The organism is Nocardia sp. NPDC059195 (assembly GCF_042754695.1).
Taxonomy (GTDB): domain Bacteria; phylum Actinomycetota; class Actinomycetes; order Mycobacteriales; family Mycobacteriaceae; genus Nocardia.
On the sequence record NZ_JBHZBG010000008.1, the window covers coordinates 174,619 to 200,758 of the forward strand.

The window sequence follows — 26,140 nt, forward strand, 5'->3', positions numbered from 1 at the left end:
GATCATTCCTCCAACGGCTTTTGTCAGTTACATCACATGGGCGCCTGTCCATGCAGTGCCGACAGTAAGCCCTCGTTTAATAAAAAGGTACTTTTTCCGCTAAAAAAATCGGTCGATCGTCCAGTCCGCACAGGGGGTTGGTCACGACCAGGGCACGAATGTGGGCTCCAACACATCGGCTACAGATATGTGAGCCATCACACCTTCAGACCGGGACCCTATGAGCCGAAACGTTGCATCTGCGTTGCATCTGCGCCGATGCGCCGGTCGAGCACCCGGATCTTGGCTTCTATCTGCGCATACAGTGGCGAATCACGATCGACAGTTGACCGGTAGGCGGCCCAGGCCGCAGCGTCGTCACGCCCTTCCGGGCACGACGTCCAGCGGCGCAGCACTCCGGCGTCGGGGGCGGCGAGCACGGCGGTCCGCAAGCGGACCCGCAGCTCGTCGCGGATGTCGCAGATACCCGGAGCCGAGGAGCGCGGGAGCACCGGGCCCGCGTACAAGCGCAATGCGGATTCGATATCACCGGAGTCGAGAGCGGCCCGCAAGGCCTCCACATCGGTTGCGACATGCACGCGCAGACGGTATGGGCGCGAACCGACCACCGAGGCGCCGACCACCGACCGCAGCCGCGACATCGCCGCGCGGATCGTGCCGTTGTCCAGATCGGTGTCGTCGAGCAGCAGTGCCAAGTGGTCGGCGCCTAGGCCTTCGGGATATTCGGTGAGCAAGAGCAGGATCTCGGCATGGCGCTGCGAGAGCGGCACCCGCTCCCCCGCGATGCTCAACTGAGGTTGTCCCAAACCCAACACATCGAGGCCGAGCTTGGCCTGTCCGGTGTCGTCGCGGTTCACCGGCACCGGTGCCGCGATGCCGTGGCTCGCGCGCATCGCTCGCAGCACCAGGTCCATTTCGGCGGCCGTCGCGGCGGCTTTGACCAAAGCGAGGATTTCCGGCTTGGCCACCCGCATCCCGCCGGCAATCATCAATACGCCGATCAGGCGGCCATCCGGCTCGTGAACGGGAGCCGCGGCGCCGGTGATCTGGTGCATGCGATGCAGGAAATGTTCGGGTCCGTGGATCCAGGTGGCGCGGCCGGTGCGCACCACGAGGCCGACGGCGTTGGTGCCGATTCGGCGCTCGCTGAGATCGTCGCCCTCGCGCACGCCGATCTCGGCGGCGGCGGCGACCTGCTCCGGATGGCCGTGCACCGACAGCACGCGACCGAACTGGTCGGCCACTGTCACGATCAATCCGGCCTGCGACGCGTCCTGGACCAGCAGTTTGTCGATCAAGGGCATGAGCGCGGCGATGGGATGAGCATCGCGATAGCGCTCCAGATCGGCGCCGCGCAGCCCGCGACTGTCGATGACGTCCGTCGGGTCGACACCACCGCGCGCACTGCGCAGCCATGATTCGAGAACGAGCGGACGTAGTAGACCGGCCAGCTGGGTAAGCTGTTCACCACCGGCACTGAGATATCCATGGGCCTGTGCGGCATAGGCTTCCAGAGCACCGAGCTGTGCGCCCGACTCCGATGCCTGCCGTGGGGGCCTCCCACCTGCAAGATTGCTGACCATTTGCCTTTCTTTCCCGCTACAAACTGTACCGGGCAGTTATCGGGCAAAACGACAGAAGTCTGGGTTTGTCGTGCAGGTCTCATCGTGGTATCAACTGTCACTTCGTCACACACCCGTGTGGTCCGCGATGGCTGCGGCGAGCATCACTGTGGTGGCCTGTGGACCGCGGCCGAGCGGGACCGGGACGACCGATAGATCGGCGACCGTCAGGGCCTCGATGCCGTGGACGCGGCCCAGTTCGTCGACCACCGCTCGCTCGTCGTGCGCCGGGCCCATCCGGCAGGTACCGGAAAGATGTTGAGAGGTGCCCAGGTTGGCGTGCAGCCAGGCGTCGTCGACGGGGCCGATTCGTCGACCGAGCAGATCCGCGGTGAGCGCCACGCCATCGCGAAGGCGGGCACGGTCTCGTTCACTGCGGAGATAGCGCTGGTCGACGCGGGCGGGGACGGCCGGATCTGCCGAAACCAGGGTCAGCTCGCCGGTCGAATCGGGACGCATCAGGGCGACGCCGATTCTGCGAAGACCCGGCGTGAACATCGTGGTGTACGGCCGTAGTTCCAGGTCGTCGATGTCGAGGACATATTCGAGTGGGACGGCGGGCTCAGCGGGCTCGTCGTCGGGGAATTCGACGCCGATCTCGGGGTGATCGGTGCACCACGCGCCGACCGGAGCGGGCCGCACGATCGGAACACCGAGCGAGCGCAGCAGCGGTTCGGGGCCGATCCCCGATCTGATCAGCAGTGCGGCCGACTCCACCGCACCCGCGCACAACACCGTCTGATCGGCATAGGTTCGCCCGCGCTCGCGACCACGCGCCCATTCCACGCCGATTACCCGCGTACCACGCAGCAGTAGCCTGGTCACCATGGTGTCGCTGGTGACCGTCAGGTTTCGTCGCCCCATCGCCGGATATAGATGAGTGAAGGCGGGCCCCGCTCGACGACCTCGCGACACCGCCAACGGCACTCGCCCGAATCCATCCGAGTGGTTCACACCGGGCCGGGCGAAGACGTCGGCGAATCTCGCCGGGTCGACGTCGGGCACTCCTGGAGATCCGAGGATCGTGGGGCGTTTCTGCCGTATGCAGCCGCGGCTATTGCTCGGCGTGGATCGCGGCTGTTCAAACCCCGTCGGTGTGTTGAGGTCGGGGATTTCGTTAAATCCCGCTGCCGCGCAGCGTTCCGCGAATTCGGCACTGAACGCGGTGAAGTCGCTGGTTCGTGAGATCGGGATCGGGCCTGCGACCCCGTGGCCCGGGGCGTTGCCGAAATCTACGTCGTGTTCGAGGTCGCAGAACACGGGCAGGACCGATTCGAACGCCCAGCGCGGGCCCGCCACCGCACTCCACGCCGCGAAATCGGTGGCCGGCGGCCGGATGAAGTAGCTGCCGTTGATCGAACCGGATCCACCGATCAGCTTGCCGCGCACGAGGTTTCCCGGATATCGCCATACCACCCGAGACTCGGGACCGACCGGCAGGTGACCCGGGTCGAGCAGTTCGAAGGGCAGCTCCCCCATGGTCCGGTAGACCGGTCCGGCTTCGAACACCCGCACCGAACGCGCCGGATCAGCGCTGAGCCGGGCGGCGAGCACACACCCCGCCGACCCGGCTCCGACGATGAGAGTGCTCGTCACGCAGTCGTATTCAGCGGGGTGGCACGCTCGGCTTGAGCGCTTCGAAACTGCGCGCCCGGATGACGCCCAGCCACAGGCCCGTGCCGTAGGCCACGTCGTCGAGGCGCTTGTAGGCCACATAGCGCAGCGGGTCGAGGCCGCCTGCGTCGCGATGGGTGAACCAGTCGGCCAGACCGTCGGCGAGTGCCATGGTGATGGCGATCTTGCGGATCCGGCTCGACGCGATGACGGCGAGTAGCGTCACCGGCCAATAGTCGCGGCACATCGCCGAAGCCAGTCGCCACATGCCGGCGAAGTAGCCGCGTGCCAGGTAGACCGCGGCGATCCTGGTCGGGTTGTCGAGTTCGGTGAAGACGCGGCGCAGGCGAACCAATGCCGTGGCGAGAGTGACGAGCCCGCCGAGCAGGCCCCACTTCGACAGCGTCGCGAACAGCAGACTCGCCAGCACGGTCCAGGTCGGCACCGACAGCGGCGAGACCAGACCCGAGTGCCGTTTACCGAGCGGTGCGGCACCGGTGCCGTAGAACAGCTTTCGCCCGAACCAGGCGCGGAAGGCGACCCGGTGATCGTGGGCGACGTGCGCGGCAGGCTCATAGCGCAACCGCCAGCCCGCGCGTTCGAGCCGCCAGCACAGGTCGACGTCCTCGGCCACCTGCATCGATTCGTCGAATCCACCCTCGCCGAGCAGCGCGGCGCTCCTGGCCAGCAGTGCCGCGCTCGGCACATACGACACGATGCCGCGCGCGTGCACCGCCGACTCGCGGCGGCCGAGGTCGAGCGAGGAGCGGGTGTGTTCGTAGCGGGCGAGTGCGTTGGATTCGGAGTCCAAAGCGACGATCCGCGGCGCGACCAGCGCGACCTGCGGATCGCTGAAATGTCCGAGCATGACCTCGAGCCATCCGCTGCGGGGCACCACATCGGAGTCGAGGAACGCGACGAAGCCCGTTGTCGCCGCCTGTAATCCGGCATTCCGGGCAGCCGCGGGGCCGAGCGGACTCTCGTGACGCAGCACCGTCACCTGACCACGGCCCGGTCGCGGCGGAATGCGGACCGGCTCGTCGGAACCGTCGTCGACGACGATCACATTGTGCCCGCGCAGCACCGCCAGCAGACGTAACAGCCCGTCGGCATTGTTGTAGAGCGGGATGACCACGGTGACATCGTCTAGTGACGGTTCGAGCCGCGGACGTGGGTTGGCCACGCCGGAATCGAGCAGTCGGCGCGCGACGATCGCGGACTTGGTGTCGGTCACCTCCAGGTATCCGTCGCCGATCAACTCGGCGGCCTCCGGGGCCAAGCGCAGCATCCGTGCGGGCGATCCTCCGATCAGGATCCGACCCCCGGAAAATGCGCGTACCCGTGGATCGATCCGTACCCCGAAGCCGTCGGGCAGACGATCATGGCGCATTCCTCGCATGCTATGCGCAATTGGGCTCTCAGACATCATCACCCCACAAAAAAGGAGGAAAGTCTGCCTGAAATGCCGCCTTGACCGGTTGCCGGACGCGTCAACAAGATCGGCAGCGCATTTCCGGCAACCGGCCTCGGGTCAGCCGAGCGGACTCTCGTTGCACGCCTTGGCAGGTGGACGCTTCACGGTCAGCGGCAGCGACACCCTGGCACGGCTGCGAACCGGACGTGAGTGGTCGACAGCGGGACGCGGAATGGTGCGCCCTGGTGCCGTCAATGCCGCTTCGCCGTAGCCCTGCACGCACTCCGGGTCGGGTCCGTTGGCGGGGAGACCGGTGAAGAATTTCGCCGCCATGCAGCCGCCACGGCACGAGTCGTAGTGCGAGCACTTCGTGCACGCGCCACCGTCGACCGGTTCGCGCAGCTCGGCGAAAAGCTGCGAATTGGTCCAGACCGCGTCGAAACCGCCGTCGGCGACGATGTTTCCGGCCTTGAAGCGGTCGTGGATGGCGAACGGGCAGGCATAGACGTCGCCGACCGGATCGACCAGGCAGACCACGCGGCCCGCACCACACATGTTCAAACCCGGTAGGGCCGAGCCGAATGCGGACAGGTGGAAGAACGAGTCGCCGGTGAGCACGCCCTCACCGTTGAGTACGAGCCAGTCGTAGAGCTCGCGTTGCTGTTCGGGAAGCGGGTGCAGTTCGTCCCACACGTCGGCACCACGGCCGGAGGGGCGCAGGCGGGTGAGTCGCAAAGTGGCGCCGTACTTGTCGGCGATGGCCTTGAACTCATCGAGCTGGGAGATGTTGTGGCGGGTGGCGACCACCGAGAGCTTCGCGTCCTTGAAGCCCGCCGCGGCGAGATTCGACAATGCCTTGATCGCGGTGTCGTAGGAGCCGGGGCCGCGCACGGCATCGTTGACCGCGGCGTCGGCACCGTCGAGGGAGATCTGCACGTCGACGTAATCGCTGGCCGCCAAGCGGGCGGCGACCTCTTCGTTGATGCGAACGCCATTGGTGGAGAACTTGACCCCCACATTGTGCGCGGTGGCGTAGTCGACCAGTTCCCAGAAGTCCGGGCGCACGGTCGGTTCACCGCCGCCGATATTGACGTAGAAGATCTGCATGCGCTCGAACTCGTCGATCAGCGCCTTGCACTGTTCGGTGCTGAGTTCGTTCGGGTCGCGGCGGCCCGAGGACGACAGGCAGTGCACGCACGACAGGTTGCAGGCGTAGGTGAGTTCCCAGGTGAGGCAGATCGGTGCGGCCAGGCCCGATTCGAAACGGTCGATCAGCCTGCCGCCCTGCGTCGCGGAACCCGCCTGCGGTGCGGCGGCGGCGTGAATCGGGGCGGGTGCGGCGGTGACCGGGCCCGGGGTCGGCACGATCATGTCGGTGTCGGCCAGCTGCCCGAGCGCGGCGAGGTGCGCGTCGGAGGCGTCGATGCCCTTGGCACGCAGTGCCGCGCGCACGGAAGAGTGCGCGGGCAGCGACTGGACCACGTCGACGAGATCGCGGCTCTTGAGGAACGAGAGCTTGCGGGTCCCGAAGTGGTACAGCAGCGCGCCGAAGGATTCCGGGCGCAACGAGACCCGCGGGTGCAGCGTCCAGCGGGTGTCGAGATCCAGCATGGTCAGTACACGCCGCACATGCCGTCGATGCTGACCTCTTCGATCAGCGTCTCGGTGACCAGGTCCGCGTCGGATTCGACGGTCGCAGGCGTGGTGTTCTCAGGCATGACTACCTCCATTGTGTTGCCGGTCACCTCCGACCTTAACGTCAGTGACTGCCATAAAGCACGGAATTGGGAAAAATTCCTCTGCGCACACCCCATCCCCATCGAGTGCGAACCCCTCTAGACTTCCGGGGGCAGGACGGGAAAAGGGCTGATAGCCCGGAGGAGGAAGCTTGCGTAACCACGGAGGGGCGGGGAGTGGCGCAAATTCGACTCTGTCCGAGGCTGAGATCGTCGACGCGGCACTCAAGGTGGTGCGCGAGGACGGGGTCGAGAAACTGTCGATGCGCAGACTCTCGCGCGAGCTCGGGGTTTCGCCGATGGCGCCGTACTACTACGTGGCCGACAAGCGCGAGCTACTCGACCTGGTCGCCAGCGCCGCACTGCTCGGGGTGCGCAAGCCGCCGCGCGAGTCCGGTCCGTGGCAGCAGCGCCTGCGCGATCTGATCGATCAGATAGACGATAAACTGCGCACGCATCCCGGCCTGGGCGACATCTTGCTCGAGCAGATGCTCGGCAAGCAGCTCGACCTGATCGACGCCGTGATGGAGATCCTGTTCGACGCGGGCTTCAACGACCGCAACGTGCTGGCCGCCTACGCGACCATCCACACCTACCTGTTCGGCCGCAGCAGAGTGAACCCGCGCGATCGTTCCGCGCCGGCGGACGTGCTGCTGCCAGAGGCAGTGGCCCGAGCCACGAAGTACATGTCCGACCTGCGCGGCAAGTACTCCTACGACTTCGGGATGGAGGTGCTGGTCGCCGGTCTCGAGGCGCAGCTTGCCCTGCAGGCGCGTCCCGGATTAGCATGAAACTGAAACACGTTCTAGTTTTGCCCGAGAGGACGACATGACCACAGTCGAGGTTCCGCACGGCTCGCGCTCGGTGGTGCTGCGGGTAGCCGCGGTGATCGCCGAAACAGCCGACACCCACTCCGTGGTCTTCGAGGTGCCCGCCGAACTGCGCGAGCGCTTCACCTACTCCCCCGGCCAGTTCCTGACCCTGCGTATCCCGAGCGAGCAGACCGGATCGGTCGCCCGCTGCTATTCGCTGGCCAGTTCGCCGTTCACCGATGATCTGCCGAAGGTGACCGTCAAGCGCACCGTGGACGGGTACGGCTCGAACTGGCTGTGCGACAACATCGCCGCCGGCGACGAGATCGAGGTGCTGCCGCCGTCGGGTGTGTTCACACCCAAGAATCTCGACGAGGACCTGCTGCTGTTCGGGGCGGGCAGCGGGATCACGCCGGTGATGTCGATTCTGAAGTCGGCGCTGTCGCAGGGTTCGGGCAAGATCGTGCTGGTCTACGCCAACCGCGACGCGAACTCGGTGATCTTCGCCGACGAACTCCGCGATCTCGTCGGCAAACATCCCCAGCGACTCACCGTTATCCACTGGCTCGAACCGCTGCTCGGACTGCCGACCGCCGACATGCTGGCCACCCTGGTCGCGCCCTACACCGCCTATGAGGCGTTCATGTGCGGGCCGAAGCCGTTCATGGACCTGGTGCACGACTCACTGGCCGCGCTCGAGGTGCCGCGGAACCGGACCCATGCCGAGGTGTTCAATTCCCTCGCCGGCGATCCGTTCGCCGACCACGCACCCGCCGAGGTGTCCGAGGCCGAGGCCGCTGACGCGGCGACGGTCGAGGTGGAGCTCGACGGTCAGGTGCACGAGATGTCGTGGCCGCGCAAGCAGACGCTGGTCGACATCATGCTCGACAAGGGCCTCGACGTGCCCTACTCCTGCCAGGAGGGCGAGTGCGGGTCGTGCGCCTGCACGGTGCTGGAAGGCAAAGTGGAGATGGCCAATTCGGAGATCCTCGATCCCGAGGACATCGCGAACGGGTACATCCTCGGCTGCCAGGCGCGCCCGGTGACCGATCGGTTGCGGATCCAGTTCTAGCGCATGGCGCGGTAGGCGGCGCGTTGCGCGGGGTCGAGGTGTTCGGTCGCGTAGCTCAAAGCGGTGCGGCCCAATTCGGGTGCGTTCTTGTCGAGGAAGTCGGTGAGCGCGGCCTGGTCGACGCGTTTGCCTATTTCGCGCAGCATCCAGCCGAGTGCTTTCTGGATGAGGTCCCGGCGGTCCGCCTGGAGGATTTCGGCGAGTTCCAGGGTCGTGCTCGGGTCGCCCGCCTTGATGAAGGCGAAGGTGGACAGCAGGGCTACTCGGCGCTCCCAGAGTGAATCCTGCTCGGCCAGTTCGAAAAGCAGGGTGCGGTCTCTGTCCAGCAGCCACGGGCCGATGATGTTCTCGGCGGAGGCGTCGACCAGGTCCCAGTTGTTGACTCGGCCCCTTCGGACGGCCGCCAGGTAGAGGTCGACCATCTCCGCGCGGGCCTTGTCGTCGAAGACGCGCGGTTTCGATGCCGCGGCGAAGCGGGCGTTGAGGATGAACAGGGCGGCCAGGCGTTCCTCGTGCAAGGGGCTGTCGAGGAGTTCGTCGATCTGCGACAGGGGAAGTGTGGCGAACTGTTTCGCCACTTTTCTGGTGACGGGGACTCGGATGCCGAGGAAGATGTCGCCCTCGCCGTATTCACCGGGGCCGGTCTTGAAGAAGCGTTGCAGGTGATGCGCGTCAGTGGGGTTCGCCAGGTCGGCGAGGGCCTTGCGCACCTGTGCAGCGGTGGGGAGCTCGGACACACGCACCTCCGGGTCGAGGGATTCTCTGGCGCATTCAACACGGGTGCGGTGACATGTTCGCGCAGGCGCTCGCGAGGCCGATCAAGCAGGCAGCGCACCGAGCAGGCGGCCCGACTCGAATGTCGCAGCACCGGAGGGCAATTCGCCCGGCCGCCCGCTCGTGCGGACGGTGACGACGCCGGTGCCGGTAGTCGGGCGACCGAGCTCGTCCATCTTGCGGACGGTTTGGGCGGCGACGGCCTGGGCGCTGTCGAACAGGCGCACGCCGTCGGGCAGGGCGGCGACGATGGCGTCGATGACCAGCGGGTAGTGCGTGCAGCCGAGGACCACGCCCTCGACATCGGCCGGAGTGCGCGCGGCGGAGTCGGCGATCGACTCGCGGATGGCGGTGACATCGCCGCGGTCGATCGCGTCGGCCAGACCATGGCAGGCGACCCCGACAACCTTCGCGTCACCGCCGAACCGGGCGATCAGGTCGGCTTGGTAACGGCTGGCCGTGGTGGCCGCCGTTGCCCATACCGCCACCGAATTACATTGCGCGGCAGCCGGTTTGATGGCGGGCACGGTGCCGATCACCGGCACCGAATCGCCCACCTCGGCCCGCACATGAGCCAACGCGGTGACACTGGCGGTATTGCACGGCAGCACGATCACCTCGGCCCCCGACTCGACCGCCTGCCGCGCCGCGCCGACGACCCGCTCGATCACCCACGGCTCGGGCTTGGGCCCCCACGGCGCGCCGTCGGGGTCGAGCAGTAGCAGCAGATCGACATCGGGCCGCAGCTTGCGCAACCACGAAGCCGTAGGCAAGAGGCCGAGGCCGGAATCGATGAGCGCGACGATCACCGCTACACCGTATTACAGCGGCGAGATCGGACCTGCGCGACCGTGTGTGCACCGCCCGAGTGCCCGTGTCGAGGCCGAATACGGTCAGGTGGCCCGATGCCGAGTCAAGGCAGGGGTCAGGGGTTCGATTCCCCTGGGGCCTGCCAGCGAATCCGGCCGTATAACGCTGGCTCGACGGCAGGCTCAGGGGTTCGAATCCGCTGACCTTCAGCCGGCTGCGGCGAGGAGGTCGGCTACCGGGGTGGGGGTCGCCAGCTTCGCTCGGAGTTTCATCACCTGGCCGGTCAGGCCTGCCCCGAGGACAGCGGTGAGGATGCCGTCACGGGAGTAGTAGGCGAGGAACTTGCGGCCGTCGTCGGTGACGATGGTGACGTCGTCGTTGGGCGATGGAGTGCCCAATGCCTGGATTTTGATGTCGTACTGGTCGCTCCAGAAGTACGGAACGCGGGCCATGGTGGGGGGCGCGCCGCCGAGGAGGGCGGTGACCAGGAGTTTGGCCTGTTCGCCCGCGCTGGTCCAGTGCTCCACGCGCTTGCGGACGCCACTGTCGTGCTGCCAGGCGGCGACATCGCCGACGGCCCAGACGGCGTCGGCGGAGGTGCGGCCGACCTCGTCGGCGAGCACGCCACCGCCCGCGGACCGCTCGGCCAGTTCGATGCCGGAGTCGGCCAGCCAATCGGTGACGGGGACGGAGCCGACGCCGACCACGACCAGGTCGGCGGCGATCTCGGTGCCGTCGGTGCAGACCGCGCCGCGCACCCGGCCCGCGTCGTCGGCGCGCAGGGTGTCGACGCCGATGCCGCAGCGCAGGTCGACGCCTTCGGCACGGTGCATGCGCGCCACCAGGCCACCGACCTGCTCGCCGAGGACCGACGCGAGCGGGGTCGGCTGCGGTTCGACGAGGGTGACCTCGACGCCGGCCGCCCGGAAACTGGCGGCGAGTTCACAGCCGATGAAACCGGCGCCGATGATCAGCGCGCGGTTCGCACCGTCGAGTTCGGCCCGCAGAGTTTCGGCGTCCTCATGAGCGCGCAACACGTGCACGCCCGCGACCTCGGGCAAGCCGGGGAGCCTGCGGGGGCGCAGACCGGTCGCGATGATCAGCTGGTCGTAGGCGACGGTGCTGCCGTCGGCCAGGGCGATGGTGCGCGCGGCGGTGTCGACGCCGGTGACGGCGGTGCCGAGGCGCAGCTCGATGTTCTTGTCCGCGAAGAACTCCGGCGGGCGAAGAGTGGTGTCGTCGGTCTCGCCGCGGACGAACTGCTTCGACAGCGGCGGACGGTCATATGGCGGGCGCGTCTCGTCACCGAGCAGCAGCACCCCGCCCTCGTACCCGGCCCGACGCAGTTCCTCGGCCGTGCGCAGGCCTGCCAGACCCGCTCCGACGATCACGATGGGCGCGCTCATGTTGTGTCCTCTCGGCATGCTCGGTCACTGACCGCACCCATGCCATGTTCTGCTGTGTCGCGGACCACTACGGCCCCAGATGTTTGTACCAGTGCGCCAGGAACCTGTGACACCCACGTCGCAACCCAACCGTGCCGCTTCCGGTATCGACCGGGCGGTCAATCAGGAGTAGACCGAGGTCAGAAGTATTTTTCGTCTCATCGAGGAGGCATTTGCCCATGTTCACCAACAGTCGCGCACAGGATTTTCTCGCCGTCGTGCTCGGCGCATTCACCGCACTGTCACCCCTGTGGCTCGCTACCAACGACAACGCCCGCTGGACCCTCGTAGTGCTCGGCGTACTCATCGCCGCGACCGGCCTGATCCAGATGGCCAGGGACGACCTGATCATCGCGGACTACGCGATGGGCGTGTTCGGCGTGCTGCTGTTCATCTCGCCGTGGGCCATGGACTTCACCGCCTTCAGCGGCGCATCCTGGACCGCATGGGTGGTCGGAGTGGTGACGGCGGTGGTGGCGGTCGCCGCACTGCCCGCGATGAACCAGCGCCTGCACAACATGGCTCCACATCACTGATGCCGGGCCGACGAGTCGGGCGCCGCAACGCCAAACGCGATGGCGACGCCCGGCAACTCATCCTGGATGCCGCCGAAAACCTGTTCGCCACACAGGGATTCGATGCCACCGCGACCGCAGCCGTCGCCGCGGCGGCCGACGTGCCGAAAGGACTGGTCTTCTACTACTTCCCCACCAAGAACGCGATCCTGTCCGCGCTCATGCGCGAACGCGTCCCGGCACACCCGATCGACGACCTCGCCGCCGTGGTCACCCCCGGCGATCCGGCCGCCAGCCTGATCAACCTCGACACCGCGATCAACCTGCGCGATCACCATTCCTCGGTCCTGCGCGTGATCATGTGGCGCGAGGCCGACACCCACCCCGACGTCCGCCGCACACTGCGCACCCTGCGCGACCAACTCCTCGACGTCACCACCCGTGTCCTGCAAGCCAGCACCCCCGCACCCATTCGCCCAGCCACCCTGCATGCCTGCGCCGCCGCCTGGGTCTCCGCCATGTTCGCCATCGCCAGCACCGACCGCCTCCACGCCCTCGACGGTCTCCCAGTCCCCACGACCGACGAGCTGATGAATGTCGCCCGGGTGGTTGCGGCGGGCATGACCCAGCTCGGCTGAGGGCGGCCTCGATCCGTCAGCTTCGGATGTTCGCCGGGCGCCGTCGACTAGATGCCGACCCGGTCGGCACCGAATCCGATGTCCCCGCGGCGGGCGCCCCGCTACGGAGAACGCGGATGGCCACCGAGCCGAGGATGCCGTGCAGGGTGGCCGCAGTGGCGGCGACGACGTGCAATCCGCTGACGAAGGCGCTGCGGGCATCGTCGAGTTCGGCGGCGGCGAGACCGGGCAGGTCCAGGGTCTCACCGAGAGTGGGAGCGAGGTCGGGGCCGCCGATCCGGAAGAGGACGGCGGCCAGGGAGCCGAAGAGGGCGATACCGAGGGCGTTGCCGAGCTCGTTGCCGGTTTCGGCCAGGGCAGCGGCCGCGCCGGCCCGTTCGACCGGGACCGCGGCGACAGCGATATCGGCGACCACGCTGAACGAGATGCCGTAGCCGATGCCCGCGACGGCGGTCGCGGCGATATACCAGCCGACACCGTCGCCGGTGCTGGTCGGCAACAGCAGCAACAGGCCGACCGCGATCGTGAAATGGGCGGTGATCAGGGCTGCCGAGTGGCCGATGCGGGCGACGACAGCCGGGGTGACGACGGCGGCCACGGTGAGAACGAGAGCTCCGGGGACCGCGAGCAGCGCGGCGTCGGCGATGGCCATGCCGAGGACCGATTGCAGGTAGGTCGCGGCCAGATAGGCGGTCGCCGACCAGGCTGCCAGGGGCAGGAACCCGGTGATGATCGCGATGGTGAAGACCCGATTGCGGAACAAGGTGAAGTCGATGAGCGGATTGTCGATGCGCCCCTGCCTGCGGCCGAACGCGCCGAGCAGCGCGACACCGGCCAGCCCGACGATCACCGACGAGATCGAAATACCCTGTGCTGCCATATGTTTCACCGCGTACATGGTGAGCAGTAGCCCGACCGCCGAGGTGAGCACGCTCGCCACGTCGATGCGACCGAGACCGGTCGCGCGCACCTCACCGAGCAGGACCGGCGCCAGCACCAGGAACACCAGCACCACCGGCACATTGATCAGCAGCACCGAGCCCCACCAGAACCGGGTGAGCAGCTGACCGGCGACGATCGGGCCGACCGCGAAACCCGCGGCGAAGGTGGCGGCGAAGATGCCGATGGCCTGTGCGCGTCGACGCGGGTCGGTGAACAGGGTGCCGAGCACCGCGAGCGCCGATGGCAACAGCGTCGCACCGGCCACCCCCATCAGGACCCGGAAGGTGATCAGCAGCTCGGGGCTCGTGGCGAAGGCCGCGCCCACCGAGCCGAGGCCGAACATCGCCGCGCCGATCATCAGCAGGCGCTTGCGGCCGTAGCGGTCACCGATGGTGCCGAACGCGATCAACAATGAGCCGACCGCGAAGCCGTAGCTGTCCAGGATCCAGAGGGATTCGTCGGCCGAAGGCGACAGTGCGTCGGTGATGGCGGGCATCGCCAGGAATAGCACCGAGCCGTCCATCGCGACGAGCAGTACGGGGCCGAGCACCACCAGCAGGCCCAGCCAGGACCGCAGCTCGGTGTCATGGGTTCGCAACATGTCACCACCTTGCGATCGGGTGCCGGTGGCAACCAGACCCCTGACGTGGGTACACCCAGGCGGGGTAGGCAGGTGCTCGCCCAGGTGCCTACGATAGGAACGATGGAGTTGGAAAGCCTCGGAACGTTCCTCAAGTCCCGCCGCGACCGAACCACCCCCGAACGGATCGGCCTACGAACCTTCGGAGTCACCCGCCGCGTACCCGGCCTGCGTCGCGAGGAACTCGCTCAGCTCGCCGGGGTCAGTGCCGGGTATTACACCCGCCTCGAGCAGGACCAGGCAGGAACCGTCTCCGCGCAGGTCATCGATGCCATCGCCCGGGTGCTCCAACTCGACCCCGCCGAAACGGCCCACCTGCACAACCTCGCAGGCCAACCGGCCGTCCCACGCCTGGTCAGGACGGAGCCGGAACAACCGCACCCTCGCGTACTCACGCTGCTCACCTCACTGGGCGACACCATGCCCGCCATCGTCCTCGGTCGTCGTGGCGATGTGCTCGCCTGGAACCGCGCCGGGCACGCGCTGGTCGCCGAGCACCTCGACTTCACCGCTCCCGAGGACCCCTCGCGGCGCCCGTCGATTCCGCGACTGTTCTTCCTCGATCCGCTCGCCAGGGATCTGTACCGAAACTGGGACGAACTCGCCCGCATCCACGTCGGCTACCTTCGCCTGACCGCTGGACGCCATCCCACCGACGCGCACCTGGCCGAACTGATCGGCGAACTCGCCATGCGCAGTGCGACGTTCGCGACGCTGTGGGCTGCGGCGGAGGTCGCTGATTGCACGGTCGGGCCCATGGATCTGCGTCATCCGACGGTCGGCCGGGTCGATGTGGACTATCAGGTGTGGTTGCAGCCCGACAGTCCCGACCACCGCCTCGAGGTCTACACCGCGCGTAACGAGAGTTCGGCCGATGCGCTGCGCCTGCTGGCCGCATCCGCTGGGACGCGCCACCTTCCGGCGATGGTCGACTCCGAAACGTCGGACGGAACCCACCCGTAGGTCTCGCGGACGAACCGGTGACGCCGCACGCAGTGCGACGCCACCGGTTTCGATCAGCCGCCCGTGATGATCGACTCCGCCGCACCCGGTGGGACCGGCGCGTAGGAGTCGAACACCATCGAGTAGTTCGCTCGGCCACGGGTTTTCGAGCGCAGGTCCCCGATGTAGCCGAACATCTCCTGGAGCGGGGTCAGCGCGCGCACCACGTGCGCGCCGCCCCGTTCCGTGAGGTCGGTGACCCGGCCACGGCGGGCGTTGAGGTCACCGATCACCTCGCCGACGTACTCCTCCGGCGTCACGACCTCGACAGCCATCACCGGTTCGAGCAGTACCGGCTTCGCCCGCGCGATCGCGGCACGCACCGCTGCCGCGCCCGCCAGACGGAACGCCAGTTCCGACGAATCCTGCACGTGCGCGCCGCCGTCGAGCAACGTCACCTTCACGTTCACCATGGGGAAGCCGCCGAGCGTGCCGACGCGCAGCGCGTCCTGTGCGCCCGCGTCGACCGCGGGGATGTACTCCCGCGGTACGCGCCCGCCGGAAACCCGGCTCTCGAACTCGTAGATCGCGTCGTCATCGGCCACGTGCGGTGCCAGCGCGATCACCACCTTGGCGAACTGTCCGTGCCCACCCTGCTGCTTGCGGTGGGTGTATTCGAACAGCTCGACCGCGGCGGTGATGGTTTCGCGGTAGGCCACGCGTGGGGCGCCGATGTCGGCGTCGACCCGGAACTCCCGTTTCATCCGGTCGACCAGGATCTCCAGATGCAGTTCGCCCATGCCGCCGATGACCGTCTGGCCGGTTTCGGCGTCGACGTGCACGGTGAACGTCGGGTCCTCGTCGGCCAGGCGAGCCAGGGCGGTGCCCAGCTTGTCCTGGTCGGCGCGGGTCCTCGGTTCGATCGAAACGGCGAGTACCGGGTCGGGGAAGGTCATCGACTCCAGCACGACGGGGGCCTCCCGATCGCACAGGGTGTCGCCGGTTCCCGTCGCCTTCAGGCCGATCACGGCACAGATCTGACCGGCCTGCACCCGCTCGACGGCGATCTCGGTGCTCGAATGCATCTGGAACAGTGTGCCCAGGCGCTCCTTTCGTCCATTCGTCGAATTCAATACGGTCGCACCGGGTTCGGCGGTCCCGGAGTACACCCGCAGGTAGACGAGCTTGCCGAAGAACGGGTGCAGCGCGACCTTGAACGCCAGGGCCGCGAAAGGCTCGGCGATATCGGGTGCGCGGTGGATGTGCTCGCCCTCCGGCGAGAATCCGTGCACAGCGACAACATCCAGCGGTGACGGGAGATAGTCGACGACGGCGTCCAGCAGCGGTTGCACGCCGATGTTCGCCAGTGCCGAGCCACACAGGACCGGGTAGGCCTGTGCGTCGATCGTCATTCGCCGGATGGCCGCTTTCAGCACGTCGACGGTGATCGGCTGACCGGCGAGGTAGTGCTCCAGCACTTCCTCATCAGCTTCGGCGACCGCCGCTTCCAGTGCTTCGCGGTGCTGGAAGGCTTTGGTGCGCAGCTCTTCCGGGATCTCGACCGTCTCGAAACGTGCACCGTGGCCGGTGTCGCCACGCCACACCTTCGCGGTCATCTCGACCAGGTCGATAACCCCTTCGAACTCCCGCTCCGCACCGATCGGCAGCTGAATCACCAATGGGCGCACGCGGAGTCGCTCCGCGATGGTCCGCACGGTGAACGCGAAATCGGCACCGAGCTTGTCCATCTTGTTCACGAAGCAGATCCGCGGAACGCCGTACTTGTCGGCCTGGCGCCACACCTGTTCCGATTGCGGCTCCACGCCTTCCTTGGCGTCGAATACGGCGATCGCACCGTCGAGCACCCGCAGCGAGCGCTCCACCTCGACGGTGAAGTCGACGTGGCCGGGGGTGTCGAGGATGGTGATCTGGTGCTCGTTCCACCAGCAGGTGGTCGCCGCCGCGGCGATCGTGATGCCGTGTTCGCGCTCCTGGATCATGCGATCCATCGCCGCGGTGCCGTCGTGCACCTCGCCGAGGGTGCGGGTGACACCGGTGTAGAACAGCACCCGCTCGGTGGTCGTGGTCTTGCCCGCGTCGATGTGGGCGGCGATACCGATATTGCGGATGCGGGCGAGGTCGGTGCGTGGTCTGGTCATGGGAATCCCCCAGTGGGTCAACTAGTTCGGTCGAGGAATCGACGCTCGCCAGTTGTGCGTTCCACCGGACGGCACGGGCGTCGGATCACGCGGCGCCACACCGGCGCCCGAAGACCCGATGTGAACTAGTGCCGCGAATGCGGACGTGCCGTAACCATGGGACCAGTTCTACGCGGTCGCAGGCTCGACTGTCGACGGGTTTTTCGTCGCCAGTGCGTTCGAGGATTCAAGCGGGCATAAATCCGCCGCGACCACGGTTCGTCACAACGAGGGCCCGCCCGTGGTATCCATCCGGCGAGTCAGGCACCGCGCACCCAGAGGAGACCCACCGATGACAGCAGAGTTCGACCCGCAACAACTGCTCGCGACGGCCAAGCTCGGCGTACTGGCCACGATCAAAGCCGACGGACGTCCGCAACTGTCCCCCGTCACCCCGTACTACGACCGCGACGCCGGGATCATCTATGTCTCGATGACCGAAGGCCGGGCCAAGACGGCCAACCTCCGGCGGGATCCGCGGGCCGCCTTCGAGGTGACCGCGCCCGACGGCTGGTCCTGGGCCACGGCCGAGGGCAGCGCCACCCTCACCGGTCCTGGCACCGACCCAGCCGGTCCCGAGGTGGAGGCTCTTGTCGCCTATTACCGTGCCGCTGCCGGTGAGCACCCTGATTGGAACGAATACCGGGAAGTCATGGTGTCGGACCGCCGGGTGCTGATGGCGTTGAGCGTCGAACGCGTCTACGGTGCCAAGATTCGCTGAGTCAGGTTGTCGCAGCAAGGAATTCGGTGACGTCGGGGGCGAAGCGGGCATGTTTGATCGCACCCAGATGGCTCGTGGCGGGATAGATGATCAGGCGGGAATCGGGAATGCCTTCGGCGGTGTGGCGGAACGAGGATTGCTCGTAGAACTCGTCGCGTTCGCCGGCGACAACCAGGGTGGGGGTGGTGATGTCGGCGAGGCGGTCGGTCAGGTCGAAGGCGTCTTCGGCATGAACGAAGGCGAGCGTGTCGGCCGGGTTCTTCGGGCGAAGTAGCGGGTCCGCCAGCCAGGCCATCGCGCCGACGAGGCGGGCCTTCAGCGGCGATTCGATGCCCTGGGTTGCCAGGTGGTGCAGGGCGCGCTTGCCCGCGGCGGCGGCCTGCGCGTAGTTCATCTGCGACGTACGCGCCGACTGGTCGAGACGGTAGGCGGAGGAAGCGATCACCAATCGGCGCACGGCGGATGGATGGTCGGCGGCGAGTTGCAGCGCTACCGAACCGCCCGAGGAGATGCCGAGAACGTCTACGGGAGCACCGAATTCGGCGCGCAGGGCTTGCGCGTGCGCCTGCGCGATATCGGCCATCGAGGTCCCTGCCGCCATCCCCGGCGCGCGATTGACCGCGTACACCCGGAAGTTCCTGGCCAACGGCGCCATCGTCTTGATCTCGCTCGACCGCAGCCAGCCACGCGGATTCGCATGGTCGGGCGTGAACCACCGCAAGAACACCAGCGGCCGCCCCGATCCGAACGCGAGATAGGGCATCCCGTGTTCGAGCACGCCCTCGCGGACATCCAGTTCCCGTTCGAGCGCGGCCCTACTCATGACGTCTCCGATCTTGTCGAATGCGCTAGCGCCCCAAGGCTACCGAGCACCACCGACAACCACGATGACCTGCGACGTCATCCGCCGTCGGTAGGCTGACGGTTCGTTCGACTACAGGAGAATCCGATGGGACAAGAATCGCTGCTGCGCCGCGGTGTCGGCGTATTCAACACCGGCGTGGTTGCCCTGACCAAGGCACCCGTCATCGGCAAACTAATGGGCAAGGCCTTCGCCCAGATCACCTACGTCGGCCGCCGCTCGGGCCGCACCATCAGCACCCCCGTCAACTACCGCCGCTCCGGCAACGAATACCTCATCGGCGTGGCCATGCCGGACAAGAAGACCTGGTGGCGCAACTTCCTGGGCGAAGGCGCTCCCGCCACCCTCCGCATCGACGGCATCGACCACCCCGGCCACGCCATAGCCCACCGCGACGACCGCGGCGGAGTGTCCGTCCGCTTCCGACCGGAGTAGCGCATCCGCCCGAGTCGACACCATGTGAACCGGACGAGCTCGCCCGAAACGCCGAACGGCGCCGCTCCCAGGGGAGCGACGCCGTTCAGGTAGTGCAGTGGGTCTTACCGACTCACTTGATGATCTTCGTGACGCGACCGGCACCGACGGTGCGGCCACCCTCGCGGATCGCGAAGCGCAGGCCTTCGTCCATGGCGACCGGCTGGATCAGCTTGACGCTCATCTCGGTGTTGTCGCCGGGCATGACCATCTCGGTGCCCTCGGGGAGGGTAACGACGCCGGTCACGTCCGTGGTACGGAAGTAGAACTGCGGGCGGTAGTTGTTGAAGAACGGGGTGTGGCGGCCGCCCTCATCCTTCGACAGGATGTAGGCCTGGCCCTCGAACTCCGTGTGGGGAGTCGTGGTGCCCGGCTTGACGACAACCTGGCCACGCTCGACATCTTCGCGCTTGATGCCACGAACCAGCAGACCGACGTTGTCGCCCGCCTGGCCCTGGTCGAGCAGCTTGCGGAACATCTCGATACCGGTGACGGTGGTCTTGGTCGACTTCTCACGGATGCCGACGATTTCCACCTCCTCGTTCACGTTCAGGATGCCGCGCTCGATACGACCGGTGACGACGGTGCCACGACCGGTGATCGTGAAGACGTCCTCAACGGGCATCAGGAACGGAAGCTCGGTCTCGCGGACCGGCTCCGGGATCGCCTCGTCAACAGCGTTCATCAGCTCGACGACCGACTCGGTCCACTTCGGGTCGCCCTCGAGCGCCTTCAGACCGGAAACGCGCACGACCGGCGCGTCCTCGTCGAATTCCTGCGAGGCCAGCAGTTCGCGGACCTCCATCTCGACGAGCTCGAGGATTTCCTCGTCATCGACCATGTCCGACTTGTTCAGCGCGACCAGGATGTAGGGCACGCCGACCTGACGGGCGAGCAGCACGTGCTCGCGAGTCTGCGGCATCGGGCCATCGGTGGCCGCGACCACCAGGATGGCGCCGTCCATCTGCGCCGCACCGGTGATCATGTTCTTGATGTAGTCCGCGTGGCCCGGGGCGTCGACGTGCGCGTAGTGGCGCTTCTCCGTCTGGTACTCGACGTGGGAGATGTTGATCGTGATACCACGAGCCTTCTCCTCCGGCGCCTTGTCGATCTGATCGAACGCGAACGCGTCGTTCAGGGTCGGGTACTTGTCAGCCAGCACCTTGGTGATCGCTGCAGTCAGCGTGGTCTTGCCGTGGTCGACGTGACCGATGGTGCCGATGTTGACGTGCGGCTTCGTCCGCTCGAACTTCGCCTTCGCCACTGTGGGTCCTCCTGGACTTGTTGGTGCGTGCATTTGCAGCAGTGCGTGTGTCATCCCCACTGGGGGTGGGGACCGGGTTTTTTCTTGACGGCCAGCACTTGCGGTCCAGTGTGTCACTGGACCGCAAGAGGGTTTTATTCGCCGGTCGCCTTAGCGATGATCTCCTTGGACACGTTGGCCGGAACCTCCGCGTACTGGGCGAACACCATGGAGTAGTTCGCGCGACCCTGGGTCTTGGACCGCAGGTCACCGATGTAACCGAACATCTCCGAGAGCGGAACCAGCGCCTTGACGACACGGGCACCACTGCGTTCCTCCATGGCCTGAATCTGGCCACGGCGGGAGTTGAGGTCGCCGATCACGTCGCCCATGTATTCCTCGGGCGTGATGACCTCGACCGCCATGAGCGGCTCGAGGATCACCGGACCGGCCTTGCGGGCCGCTTCCTTGAGGGCCTGCGAACCCGCGATCTTGAACGCCATCTCCGAGGAGTCGACGTCGTGGTACGCGCCGTCGAGCAGGCTGACCTTCAGGTTCACCAGCGGGTAGCCGGCGAGCACGCCGTACTGCATGGCATCCTGGGCGCCCGCGTCGACCGACGGGATGTACTCACGGGGCACGCGACCGCCGGAGACCTTGTTCTCGAACTCGTAGGTCGCGCCGTCTTCGCCGACGAACGGCTCGAGGGCGATGATGACCTTCGCGAACTGGCCGGAGCCACCCGTCTGCTTCTTGTGGGTGAACTCGTGCTTTTCGACCTTCTTGGTGATGGTCTCGCGGTAGGCCACCTGCGGCTTGCCGACGTTGGCCTCGACCTTGAACTCGCGACGCATACGGTCGACGAGAATGTCGAGGTGGAGCTCGCCCATGCCGCCGATGACGGTCTGGCCGGTCTCCTGGTCGAGCTTGACCGAGAACGTCGGGTCTTCGCGCGCCAGCTTCTGGATCGCGGTGCCGAGCTTCTCCTGGTCGGACTTGGTCTTGGGCTCGATCGAGACCTCGATGACCGGATCCGGGAAGGTCATCGACTCGAGGACGACCTGGTTCTGCGCGTCGGACAGGGTGTCACCGGTGGTGGTGTCCTTCAGGCCGATGACCGCGTAGATGTGGCCGGCCGAAGCCGTCGCGACCGGCATCTCCTTGTTGGAGTGCATCTGGAACAGCTTGCCCAGACGCTCCTTCTTGCCCTTGGTCGAGTTCACGACCTGGGCGCCGGAGGCAACCTGACCCGAGTACACACGCACGTAGGTGAGTTCACCGAAGAACGGGTGCACCGCGATCTTGAACGCCAGGGCCGCGAACGGCTCGTCGACGTTGGGCTTGCGGGTGACCAGCTCTTCTTCCTTGTTGGGCACGTGGCCGGTGGTGGCCTCGACGTCCAGCGGGGAAGGGAGGTAGTCGATGACCGCGTCGAGCATGGGCTGAACGCCCTTGTTCTTGAACGCGGAACCACACAGCACCGGGTACAGCTCGGAGTTGACCGTCATCTTGCGGATGGCGCCCTTGATCTCCTCGATGGAGAGATCCTCGCCACCGAAGAACTTCTCGAGCAGTGCCTCGTCGGACTCGGCGACGGTCTCGAGCAGTTCCTGACGGTACTGCTCGGCCTTCTCCTTGAGGTCGGCCGGGATCTCGACGACTTCGTACTCTTCGCCGAGCTTGGTCTCGCCCTTCCAGACCTTGGCATTGTTCTCGACCAGGTCGACGATGCCCTCGAAGTCGTTCTCAGCGCCGATCGGCAGCTGGATCACGAGCGGACGAGCGCCGAGACGGTCCTTGATGGTCTGCACGGTGAAGTAGAAATCCGCACCGAGCTTGTCCATCTTGTTCACGAAGCAGATACGCGGCACGTCGTACTTGTCGGCCTGACGCCACACCTGCTCGGACTGGGGCTCGACACCCTCTTTGCCGTCGAACACCGCGACCGCACCATCGAGCACGCGCAGCGAACGCTCCACCTCGACGGTGAAGTCGACGTGCCCGGGGGTGTCGATGATGTTGATCTGGTTGTCTTTCCAGAAGCAAGTGGTAGCCGCGGAGGTGATGGTGATACCACGCTCCTGCTCCTGCTCCATCCAGTCCATCGTGGCCGCGCCATCGTGAACTTCACCGATCTTGTACGTGATACCGGTGTAGAACAGGATGCGTTCGGTTGTGGTGGTCTTGCCCGCATCGATGTGGGCCATGATGCCGATGTTGCGGACCTTGTTCAGGTCGGTGAGCACGTCCTGTGCCACGAAATTCTCCCTTTTAAGTGACGGGCCGGACTATCACCAGCGGTAGTGCGCGAAGGCCCGGTTCGACTCGGCCATCTTGTGGGTGTCCTCGCGACGCTTCACAGCGGCACCGAGGCCGTTGCTGGCATCGAGGAGCTCGTTGGCCAGACGCTCGACCATGGTCTTCTCGCGACGGGCGCGGGAGTAGCTGACCAGCCAGCGCAGCGCGAGGGTGTTGGCGCGGCCCGGACGGACCTCGACCGGCACCTGGTAGGTGGCGCCACCGACACGACGGGGCTTCACCTCGAGGGCGGGCTTGACGTTGTCCAGCGCGCGCTTGAGGGTGACGACCGGATCGGTGCCGGTCTTCTCACGCGCCTGCTCGAGTGCGCCGTAGACGATGCGCTCGGCGGTGGACTTCTTGCCGTCCATCAGGATCTTGTTGACCAGCTGAGTGACCAGCGGGGACCCGTAAACCGGGTCGTTGATCAGCGGACGCTTGGGTGCGGGGCCCTTGCGTGGCATATCAGCTCTTCTCCTTCTTGGCGCCGTAGCGGCTGCGCGCCTGCTTGCGGTTCTTCACGCCCTGGGTGTCGAGCGAGCCACGGATGATCTTGTAACGGACACCGGGAAGGTCCTTCACACGACCGCCGCGGACGAGCACCATGGAGTGCTCCTGCAGGTTGTGGCCCTCACCGGGGATGTACGCCGTGACCTCGATCGCGCTGGTCAGGCGAACACGCGCGACCTTACGGAGCGCGGAGTTCGGCTTCTTGGGGGTGGTGGTGTACACGCGAGTGCACACACCACGACGCTGCGGGCTCCCCTTCAGGGCCGCAGTCTTGGTCTTGGTGACCTTGTCGCGGCGACCCTTGCGGACCAGCTGGTTGATGGTTGGCATAGACCGGCTTTCCTTATTGGTAATTGCGCTTGGTGTGCAGTGTCTTGCAGTTCATCGAGCTTTCACTCGCACGTCAGACCACGTTTCCCTTAACCCGTGGTCGGGCGTGTCGCTGTGGCGCTCAGTGCCCTTTTCAAGGCACGTCGGAACATATCGGCCGCTTTCGCTGGCCTACGTTCACACACGAACTTGCCCGTAGCAATCCGGGCACAGGGATCTACGATACCCGCGTGCCCGATTCGGGGTCAAAGCGGGGGGCCGCGTCAAGCCTTCTACCGGGCGAGATCCAGAGTGAGCTCCACCAATTTCTGGGCACCCGCGCACGGATCGGGGTGTGCCGAGCCGGGCCGGTAGTTGATCCACCAGCCGACGACGCCGACATCGGCGGCCGGCGCGGTGACGCCGCAGGAGTCGTTGTCGCCCGGCCGACGCACCTGCAGCGCCCTGCGGCCCTGCACGGTGATGTCGCCGGAGAGGTAGCCCAGCTTGTCGTTGGTGGTCTTCTCGTTGTTCAGGGTACCCATCTCGTACCAGTTGAGGCTGACCATGGCTCCCCCACCAGGTGCGTCCTCGATGTCCCACATGCAGACGGCACCGCTGAAGGAGGGACTGACGAGCATGGCGTTGCCGACGATCTCGCCGATCTTGTCGGCGGCCACCACCTCGCACTCGCGCAGCAGCTTGTCGAAGTCGGTGTTGATCGACTCACCGCCGCCACCCTGACCCAGCGGCTGGGCGCTGCCCTCGATCTTCTCGCCGCAGCCCGCCAGCGCGAGGGTGAGGATCAGCGCGGCCGCGACCTTGCCCGCCCTCACTGCAACCGTCCCACGGTCAGCTCGGCCAGTTTCCTGGTCCGATCGCACGGGTTGCCGCCGACGGCGAAGAGGCCTGTGGACATCGACCATTCGAAGAAATCGTCGTCGAGTTGCACAGCGAGGTCACAGACGGTGCCCTGCGGGTCGAGCGCCATGAAGCCGGAACGGCCGCCGACGTCGATGGTTTCCGGTTCACGGCCGACGCTGGACACCCACGCCTTCTCACGTTCGATCGGACTGCCCCGGTACGAGGCGAAAGTGACGCTGGGCGAAGACAATCCGGCCGCCTGCCAGTTGCAGCCGGTCGCGTTCTTATAGACCCGCGCGATCTGACCGAGGCCGGCGAGGGTGCGCACTTCGTCGTCGGTGACATGACCGCACTCGCCCACGAAGGGGCCGAGTGAGGCGACCTTCGGTGGTGGTCGGTTGGGCCCTGTCGGCGTATCGGAGTCGCCCCCCGATCCGCACGACGTCAGCATGACGACCAAGGTCATACCGGTGATGATCGCCGAGGGGATCCGCATGCCATGAACTCTAACCGGCGGTGCGGTCCGGTCACAGATTGCCGCGGGCCTCCTGTTCCCGTTCGATGGCCTGAAAAAGGGCCTTGAAGTTGCCTTTTCCGAAACCGAGTGAGCCGTGTCGCTCGATGAGTTCGAAGAACACGGTGGGGCGATCGGTGAGGGGGCGGGTGAAGATCTGCAGGAGGTAGCCGTCTTCGTCGCGGTCGACCAGGATGCCTCGGCGCTGGAGTTCGTCGACCGGAACGCGCACGGCACCGATGCGCGCACGCAGCTCGGGATCCTCGTAATAGGTGTCGGGTGTAGCGAGGAATTCGACGCCCTCGGCGCGCAGGGCGTCGACGGTGGTGAGGATGTCGCCGGTGGCCAGCGCGATGTGCTGCACGCCGGGGCCGCGGTAGAACTCGAGGTACTCGTCGATCTGAGAACGCTTGCGGCCCACGGCCGGTTCGTTGAGCGGGAACTTCACGCGGTGGTTGCCATTGGCGACGACCTTGCTCATCAGCGCGGAGTACTCGGTGGCGATGTCGTCGCCGACGAACTCGGCCATGTTCGTGAATCCCATGACGCCGCGGTAGAAGTCGACCCAGCGGTCCATCATGCCGAGTTCGACATTGCCGACCACGTGGTCGATCGCCTGGAATACGCGCGGGCCCGGCTCGCGGGTCGAGGTGCGCGCGATATAGCCGGGGAGATAGGGGCCCACGTAGTCGGAGCGGTCGATGAGGGTGTGCCTGGTGTCGCCGTAGGTGGCCAGTGCCGCGGAGCGGACGGTGCCGAATTCGTCGGTCTCGTCGTGGGGTTCGGTGAGGATCGTCGCGCCGTGCTCGCGGGCCCAGGCGATGCAGCGGTCCACGTCGGGAACCTCGAGCGCGATGTCGACGATGCCGTCGCCGTGGCGGTCGTGGTGGGCGACGAGTGGACTGTCGGGGTCGACCGCGCCGGTGATCACGAACCGCGCTCCGCCGCTGCGCAGCACGAACGACTTGTGGTCGCGATTGCCGGTCTCGGGCCCCGAGTACGCCTCGAGCCGCATGCCGAACGCGGATTGCAGGAAGTGGGCGCTCTGGGTCGCGTTGCCGACAACCCAGACGAGTGCGTCCCACCCGATCACCGGAAACGGATCGACACTGTCGTCGTGCTCGATCAGCCCGACGAGCTGCTGCTCAATGGTCATGACCTAGGAAATCGC

25 protein-coding genes are annotated in these 26,140 nt (G+C 66.5%); 7 read left to right on the top strand and 18 right to left on the bottom strand.

What is annotated here, in order from left to right; all coding sequences use genetic code 11:
* Positions 1-218: 218 nt before the first annotated feature.
* The 5 genes from ACFXKN_RS13245 to mftA all read right to left on the bottom strand — a co-directional run bounded on the left by ACFXKN_RS13245 (position 219) and on the right by mftA (position 6,368).
* A complete protein-coding gene (locus ACFXKN_RS13245) occupies positions 219-1,583 on the bottom strand; it encodes a GAF domain-containing protein (protein WP_378941005.1) in 1,365 nt (454 codons plus the stop codon).
* A gap of 105 nt (positions 1,584-1,688) precedes the next feature.
* Positions 1,689-3,218: a GMC family oxidoreductase N-terminal domain-containing protein gene (locus ACFXKN_RS13250; protein ID WP_378941007.1), complete on the bottom strand. Its 1,530-nt coding sequence runs from the start codon at positions 3,216-3,218 to the stop codon at positions 1,689-1,691.
* 10 nt (positions 3,219-3,228) lie between these two features.
* The gene (gene mftF / locus ACFXKN_RS13255; protein ID WP_378913302.1) at positions 3,229-4,626 is read right to left on the bottom strand and encodes a mycofactocin biosynthesis glycosyltransferase MftF; all 1,398 of its coding nucleotides are present in this window, start codon (positions 4,624-4,626) and stop codon (positions 3,229-3,231) included.
* 141 nt (positions 4,627-4,767) lie between these two features.
* Positions 4,768-6,261, bottom strand: coding sequence for a mycofactocin radical SAM maturase (gene mftC, locus ACFXKN_RS13260; RefSeq protein WP_379433066.1), 1,494 nt, complete (start codon positions 6,259-6,261; stop codon positions 4,768-4,770).
* 2 nt (positions 6,262-6,263) lie between these two features.
* Entirely contained in the window at positions 6,264-6,368 is a 105-nt protein-coding gene (mftA, locus tag ACFXKN_RS13265) for a mycofactocin precursor MftA (RefSeq protein WP_378941010.1), read from the bottom strand.
* 170 nt (positions 6,369-6,538) lie between these two features.
* Here mftA and mftR2 point away from each other — a divergent pair, with 170 nt between their 5' ends.
* The gene (gene mftR2, locus ACFXKN_RS13270; RefSeq protein ID WP_378941012.1) at positions 6,539-7,177 is read left to right on the top strand and encodes a mycofactocin system transcriptional regulator MftR2; all 639 of its coding nucleotides are present in this window, start codon (positions 6,539-6,541) and stop codon (positions 7,175-7,177) included.
* Between the two features lie 37 nt (positions 7,178-7,214).
* A complete protein-coding gene (locus ACFXKN_RS13275; RefSeq protein ID WP_378941014.1) occupies positions 7,215-8,270 on the top strand; it encodes a 2Fe-2S iron-sulfur cluster-binding protein in 1,056 nt (351 codons plus the stop codon).
* Here ACFXKN_RS13275 and ACFXKN_RS13280 read toward each other — a convergent pair.
* The 3 genes from ACFXKN_RS13280 to ACFXKN_RS13290 all read right to left on the bottom strand — a co-directional run bounded on the left by ACFXKN_RS13280 (position 8,267) and on the right by ACFXKN_RS13290 (position 11,260).
* On the bottom strand, positions 8,267-9,007 hold the full coding sequence (locus tag ACFXKN_RS13280; protein ID WP_378941016.1) for a DNA alkylation repair protein: 741 nt from the start codon (positions 9,005-9,007) through the stop codon (positions 8,267-8,269). The two genes, ACFXKN_RS13275 and ACFXKN_RS13280, sit on opposite strands and share 4 nt — an antisense overlap.
* 81 nt (positions 9,008-9,088) lie before the next feature.
* Entirely contained in the window at positions 9,089-9,853 is a 765-nt protein-coding gene (locus tag ACFXKN_RS13285; protein ID WP_378941018.1) for a glutamate racemase, read from the bottom strand.
* A gap of 207 nt (positions 9,854-10,060) precedes the next feature.
* The gene (locus ACFXKN_RS13290; RefSeq protein WP_378941020.1) at positions 10,061-11,260 is read right to left on the bottom strand and encodes an NAD(P)/FAD-dependent oxidoreductase; all 1,200 of its coding nucleotides are present in this window, start codon (positions 11,258-11,260) and stop codon (positions 10,061-10,063) included.
* 218 nt (positions 11,261-11,478) lie between these two features.
* On the opposite strand from ACFXKN_RS13290, the gene ACFXKN_RS13295 reads away from it, so the two are divergent.
* A complete protein-coding gene (locus ACFXKN_RS13295) occupies positions 11,479-11,835 on the top strand; it encodes an SPW repeat protein (protein ID WP_378941022.1) in 357 nt (118 codons plus the stop codon).
* The gene (locus ACFXKN_RS13300) at positions 11,835-12,452 is read left to right on the top strand and encodes a TetR/AcrR family transcriptional regulator (RefSeq protein WP_378941024.1); all 618 of its coding nucleotides are present in this window, start codon (positions 11,835-11,837) and stop codon (positions 12,450-12,452) included. The genes ACFXKN_RS13295 and ACFXKN_RS13300 overlap by 1 nt, the downstream gene beginning before the upstream one ends.
* A gap of 16 nt (positions 12,453-12,468) precedes the next feature.
* Here the strand turns inward: ACFXKN_RS13300 and ACFXKN_RS13305 are convergent, their stop codons facing one another.
* Positions 12,469-13,995 (bottom strand): MFS transporter, encoded by a 1,527-nt coding sequence (locus ACFXKN_RS13305; protein ID WP_378941026.1) that lies wholly within the window; start codon positions 13,993-13,995, stop codon positions 12,469-12,471.
* Between the two features lie 102 nt (positions 13,996-14,097).
* Here ACFXKN_RS13305 and ACFXKN_RS13310 point away from each other — a divergent pair, with 102 nt between their 5' ends.
* A complete protein-coding gene (locus tag ACFXKN_RS13310; protein ID WP_378941028.1) occupies positions 14,098-14,997 on the top strand; it encodes a helix-turn-helix transcriptional regulator in 900 nt (299 codons plus the stop codon).
* Between the two features lie 53 nt (positions 14,998-15,050).
* Here the strand turns inward: ACFXKN_RS13310 and fusA (ACFXKN_RS13315) are convergent, their stop codons facing one another.
* Positions 15,051-17,135 (bottom strand): elongation factor G, encoded by a 2,085-nt coding sequence (gene fusA / locus ACFXKN_RS13315; protein ID WP_378941030.1) that lies wholly within the window; start codon positions 17,133-17,135, stop codon positions 15,051-15,053.
* A 331-nt stretch (positions 17,136-17,466) separates the two neighbouring features.
* Here fusA (ACFXKN_RS13315) and ACFXKN_RS13320 point away from each other — a divergent pair, with 331 nt between their 5' ends.
* The gene (locus ACFXKN_RS13320; RefSeq protein ID WP_378941032.1) at positions 17,467-17,895 is read left to right on the top strand and encodes a PPOX class F420-dependent oxidoreductase; all 429 of its coding nucleotides are present in this window, start codon (positions 17,467-17,469) and stop codon (positions 17,893-17,895) included.
* A gap of 1 nt (position 17,896) precedes the next feature.
* Here the strand turns inward: ACFXKN_RS13320 and ACFXKN_RS13325 are convergent, their stop codons facing one another.
* Positions 17,897-18,718, bottom strand: a complete 822-nt coding sequence (locus ACFXKN_RS13325; RefSeq protein ID WP_378941034.1) for an alpha/beta fold hydrolase — start codon at positions 18,716-18,718, stop codon at positions 17,897-17,899.
* Between the two features lie 126 nt (positions 18,719-18,844).
* Between ACFXKN_RS13325 and ACFXKN_RS13330 the strand changes: the two genes are divergently transcribed.
* Entirely contained in the window at positions 18,845-19,192 is a 348-nt protein-coding gene (locus tag ACFXKN_RS13330; protein WP_378941036.1) for a nitroreductase/quinone reductase family protein, read from the top strand.
* 112 nt (positions 19,193-19,304) lie between these two features.
* On the opposite strand, the gene tuf is transcribed toward ACFXKN_RS13330, so the two are convergent.
* From tuf to hppD, 7 genes are all read right to left on the bottom strand, one after another.
* Positions 19,305-20,495 carry an elongation factor Tu gene (gene tuf / locus ACFXKN_RS13335; RefSeq protein WP_378941038.1) on the bottom strand — a complete coding sequence of 397 codons (1,191 nt, stop codon included), beginning with the start codon at positions 20,493-20,495 and terminating at the stop codon, positions 19,305-19,307.
* A gap of 134 nt (positions 20,496-20,629) precedes the next feature.
* A complete protein-coding gene (gene fusA / locus ACFXKN_RS13340) occupies positions 20,630-22,732 on the bottom strand; it encodes an elongation factor G (RefSeq protein WP_378941040.1) in 2,103 nt (700 codons plus the stop codon).
* 33 nt (positions 22,733-22,765) lie between these two features.
* Positions 22,766-23,236 (bottom strand): 30S ribosomal protein S7, encoded by a 471-nt coding sequence (rpsG, locus tag ACFXKN_RS13345; protein ID WP_056814216.1) that lies wholly within the window; start codon positions 23,234-23,236, stop codon positions 22,766-22,768.
* Position 23,237: 1 nt separating this feature from the next.
* Positions 23,238-23,612: a 30S ribosomal protein S12 gene (rpsL, locus tag ACFXKN_RS13350; RefSeq protein WP_056814220.1), complete on the bottom strand. Its 375-nt coding sequence runs from the start codon at positions 23,610-23,612 to the stop codon at positions 23,238-23,240.
* A 272-nt stretch (positions 23,613-23,884) separates the two neighbouring features.
* Entirely contained in the window at positions 23,885-24,427 is a 543-nt protein-coding gene (locus ACFXKN_RS13355) for a DUF3558 domain-containing protein (protein ID WP_379433040.1), read from the bottom strand.
* Positions 24,424-24,951: a DUF3558 domain-containing protein gene (locus tag ACFXKN_RS13360; RefSeq protein ID WP_378941044.1), complete on the bottom strand. Its 528-nt coding sequence runs from the start codon at positions 24,949-24,951 to the stop codon at positions 24,424-24,426. Before ACFXKN_RS13360 ends, ACFXKN_RS13355 begins: the two co-directional genes overlap by 4 nt.
* Positions 24,952-24,982: 31 nt before the next feature.
* Positions 24,983-26,125, bottom strand: a complete 1,143-nt coding sequence (gene hppD, locus ACFXKN_RS13365; RefSeq protein ID WP_378941046.1) for a 4-hydroxyphenylpyruvate dioxygenase — start codon at positions 26,123-26,125, stop codon at positions 24,983-24,985.
* Positions 26,126-26,140: the final 15 nt, after the last annotated feature.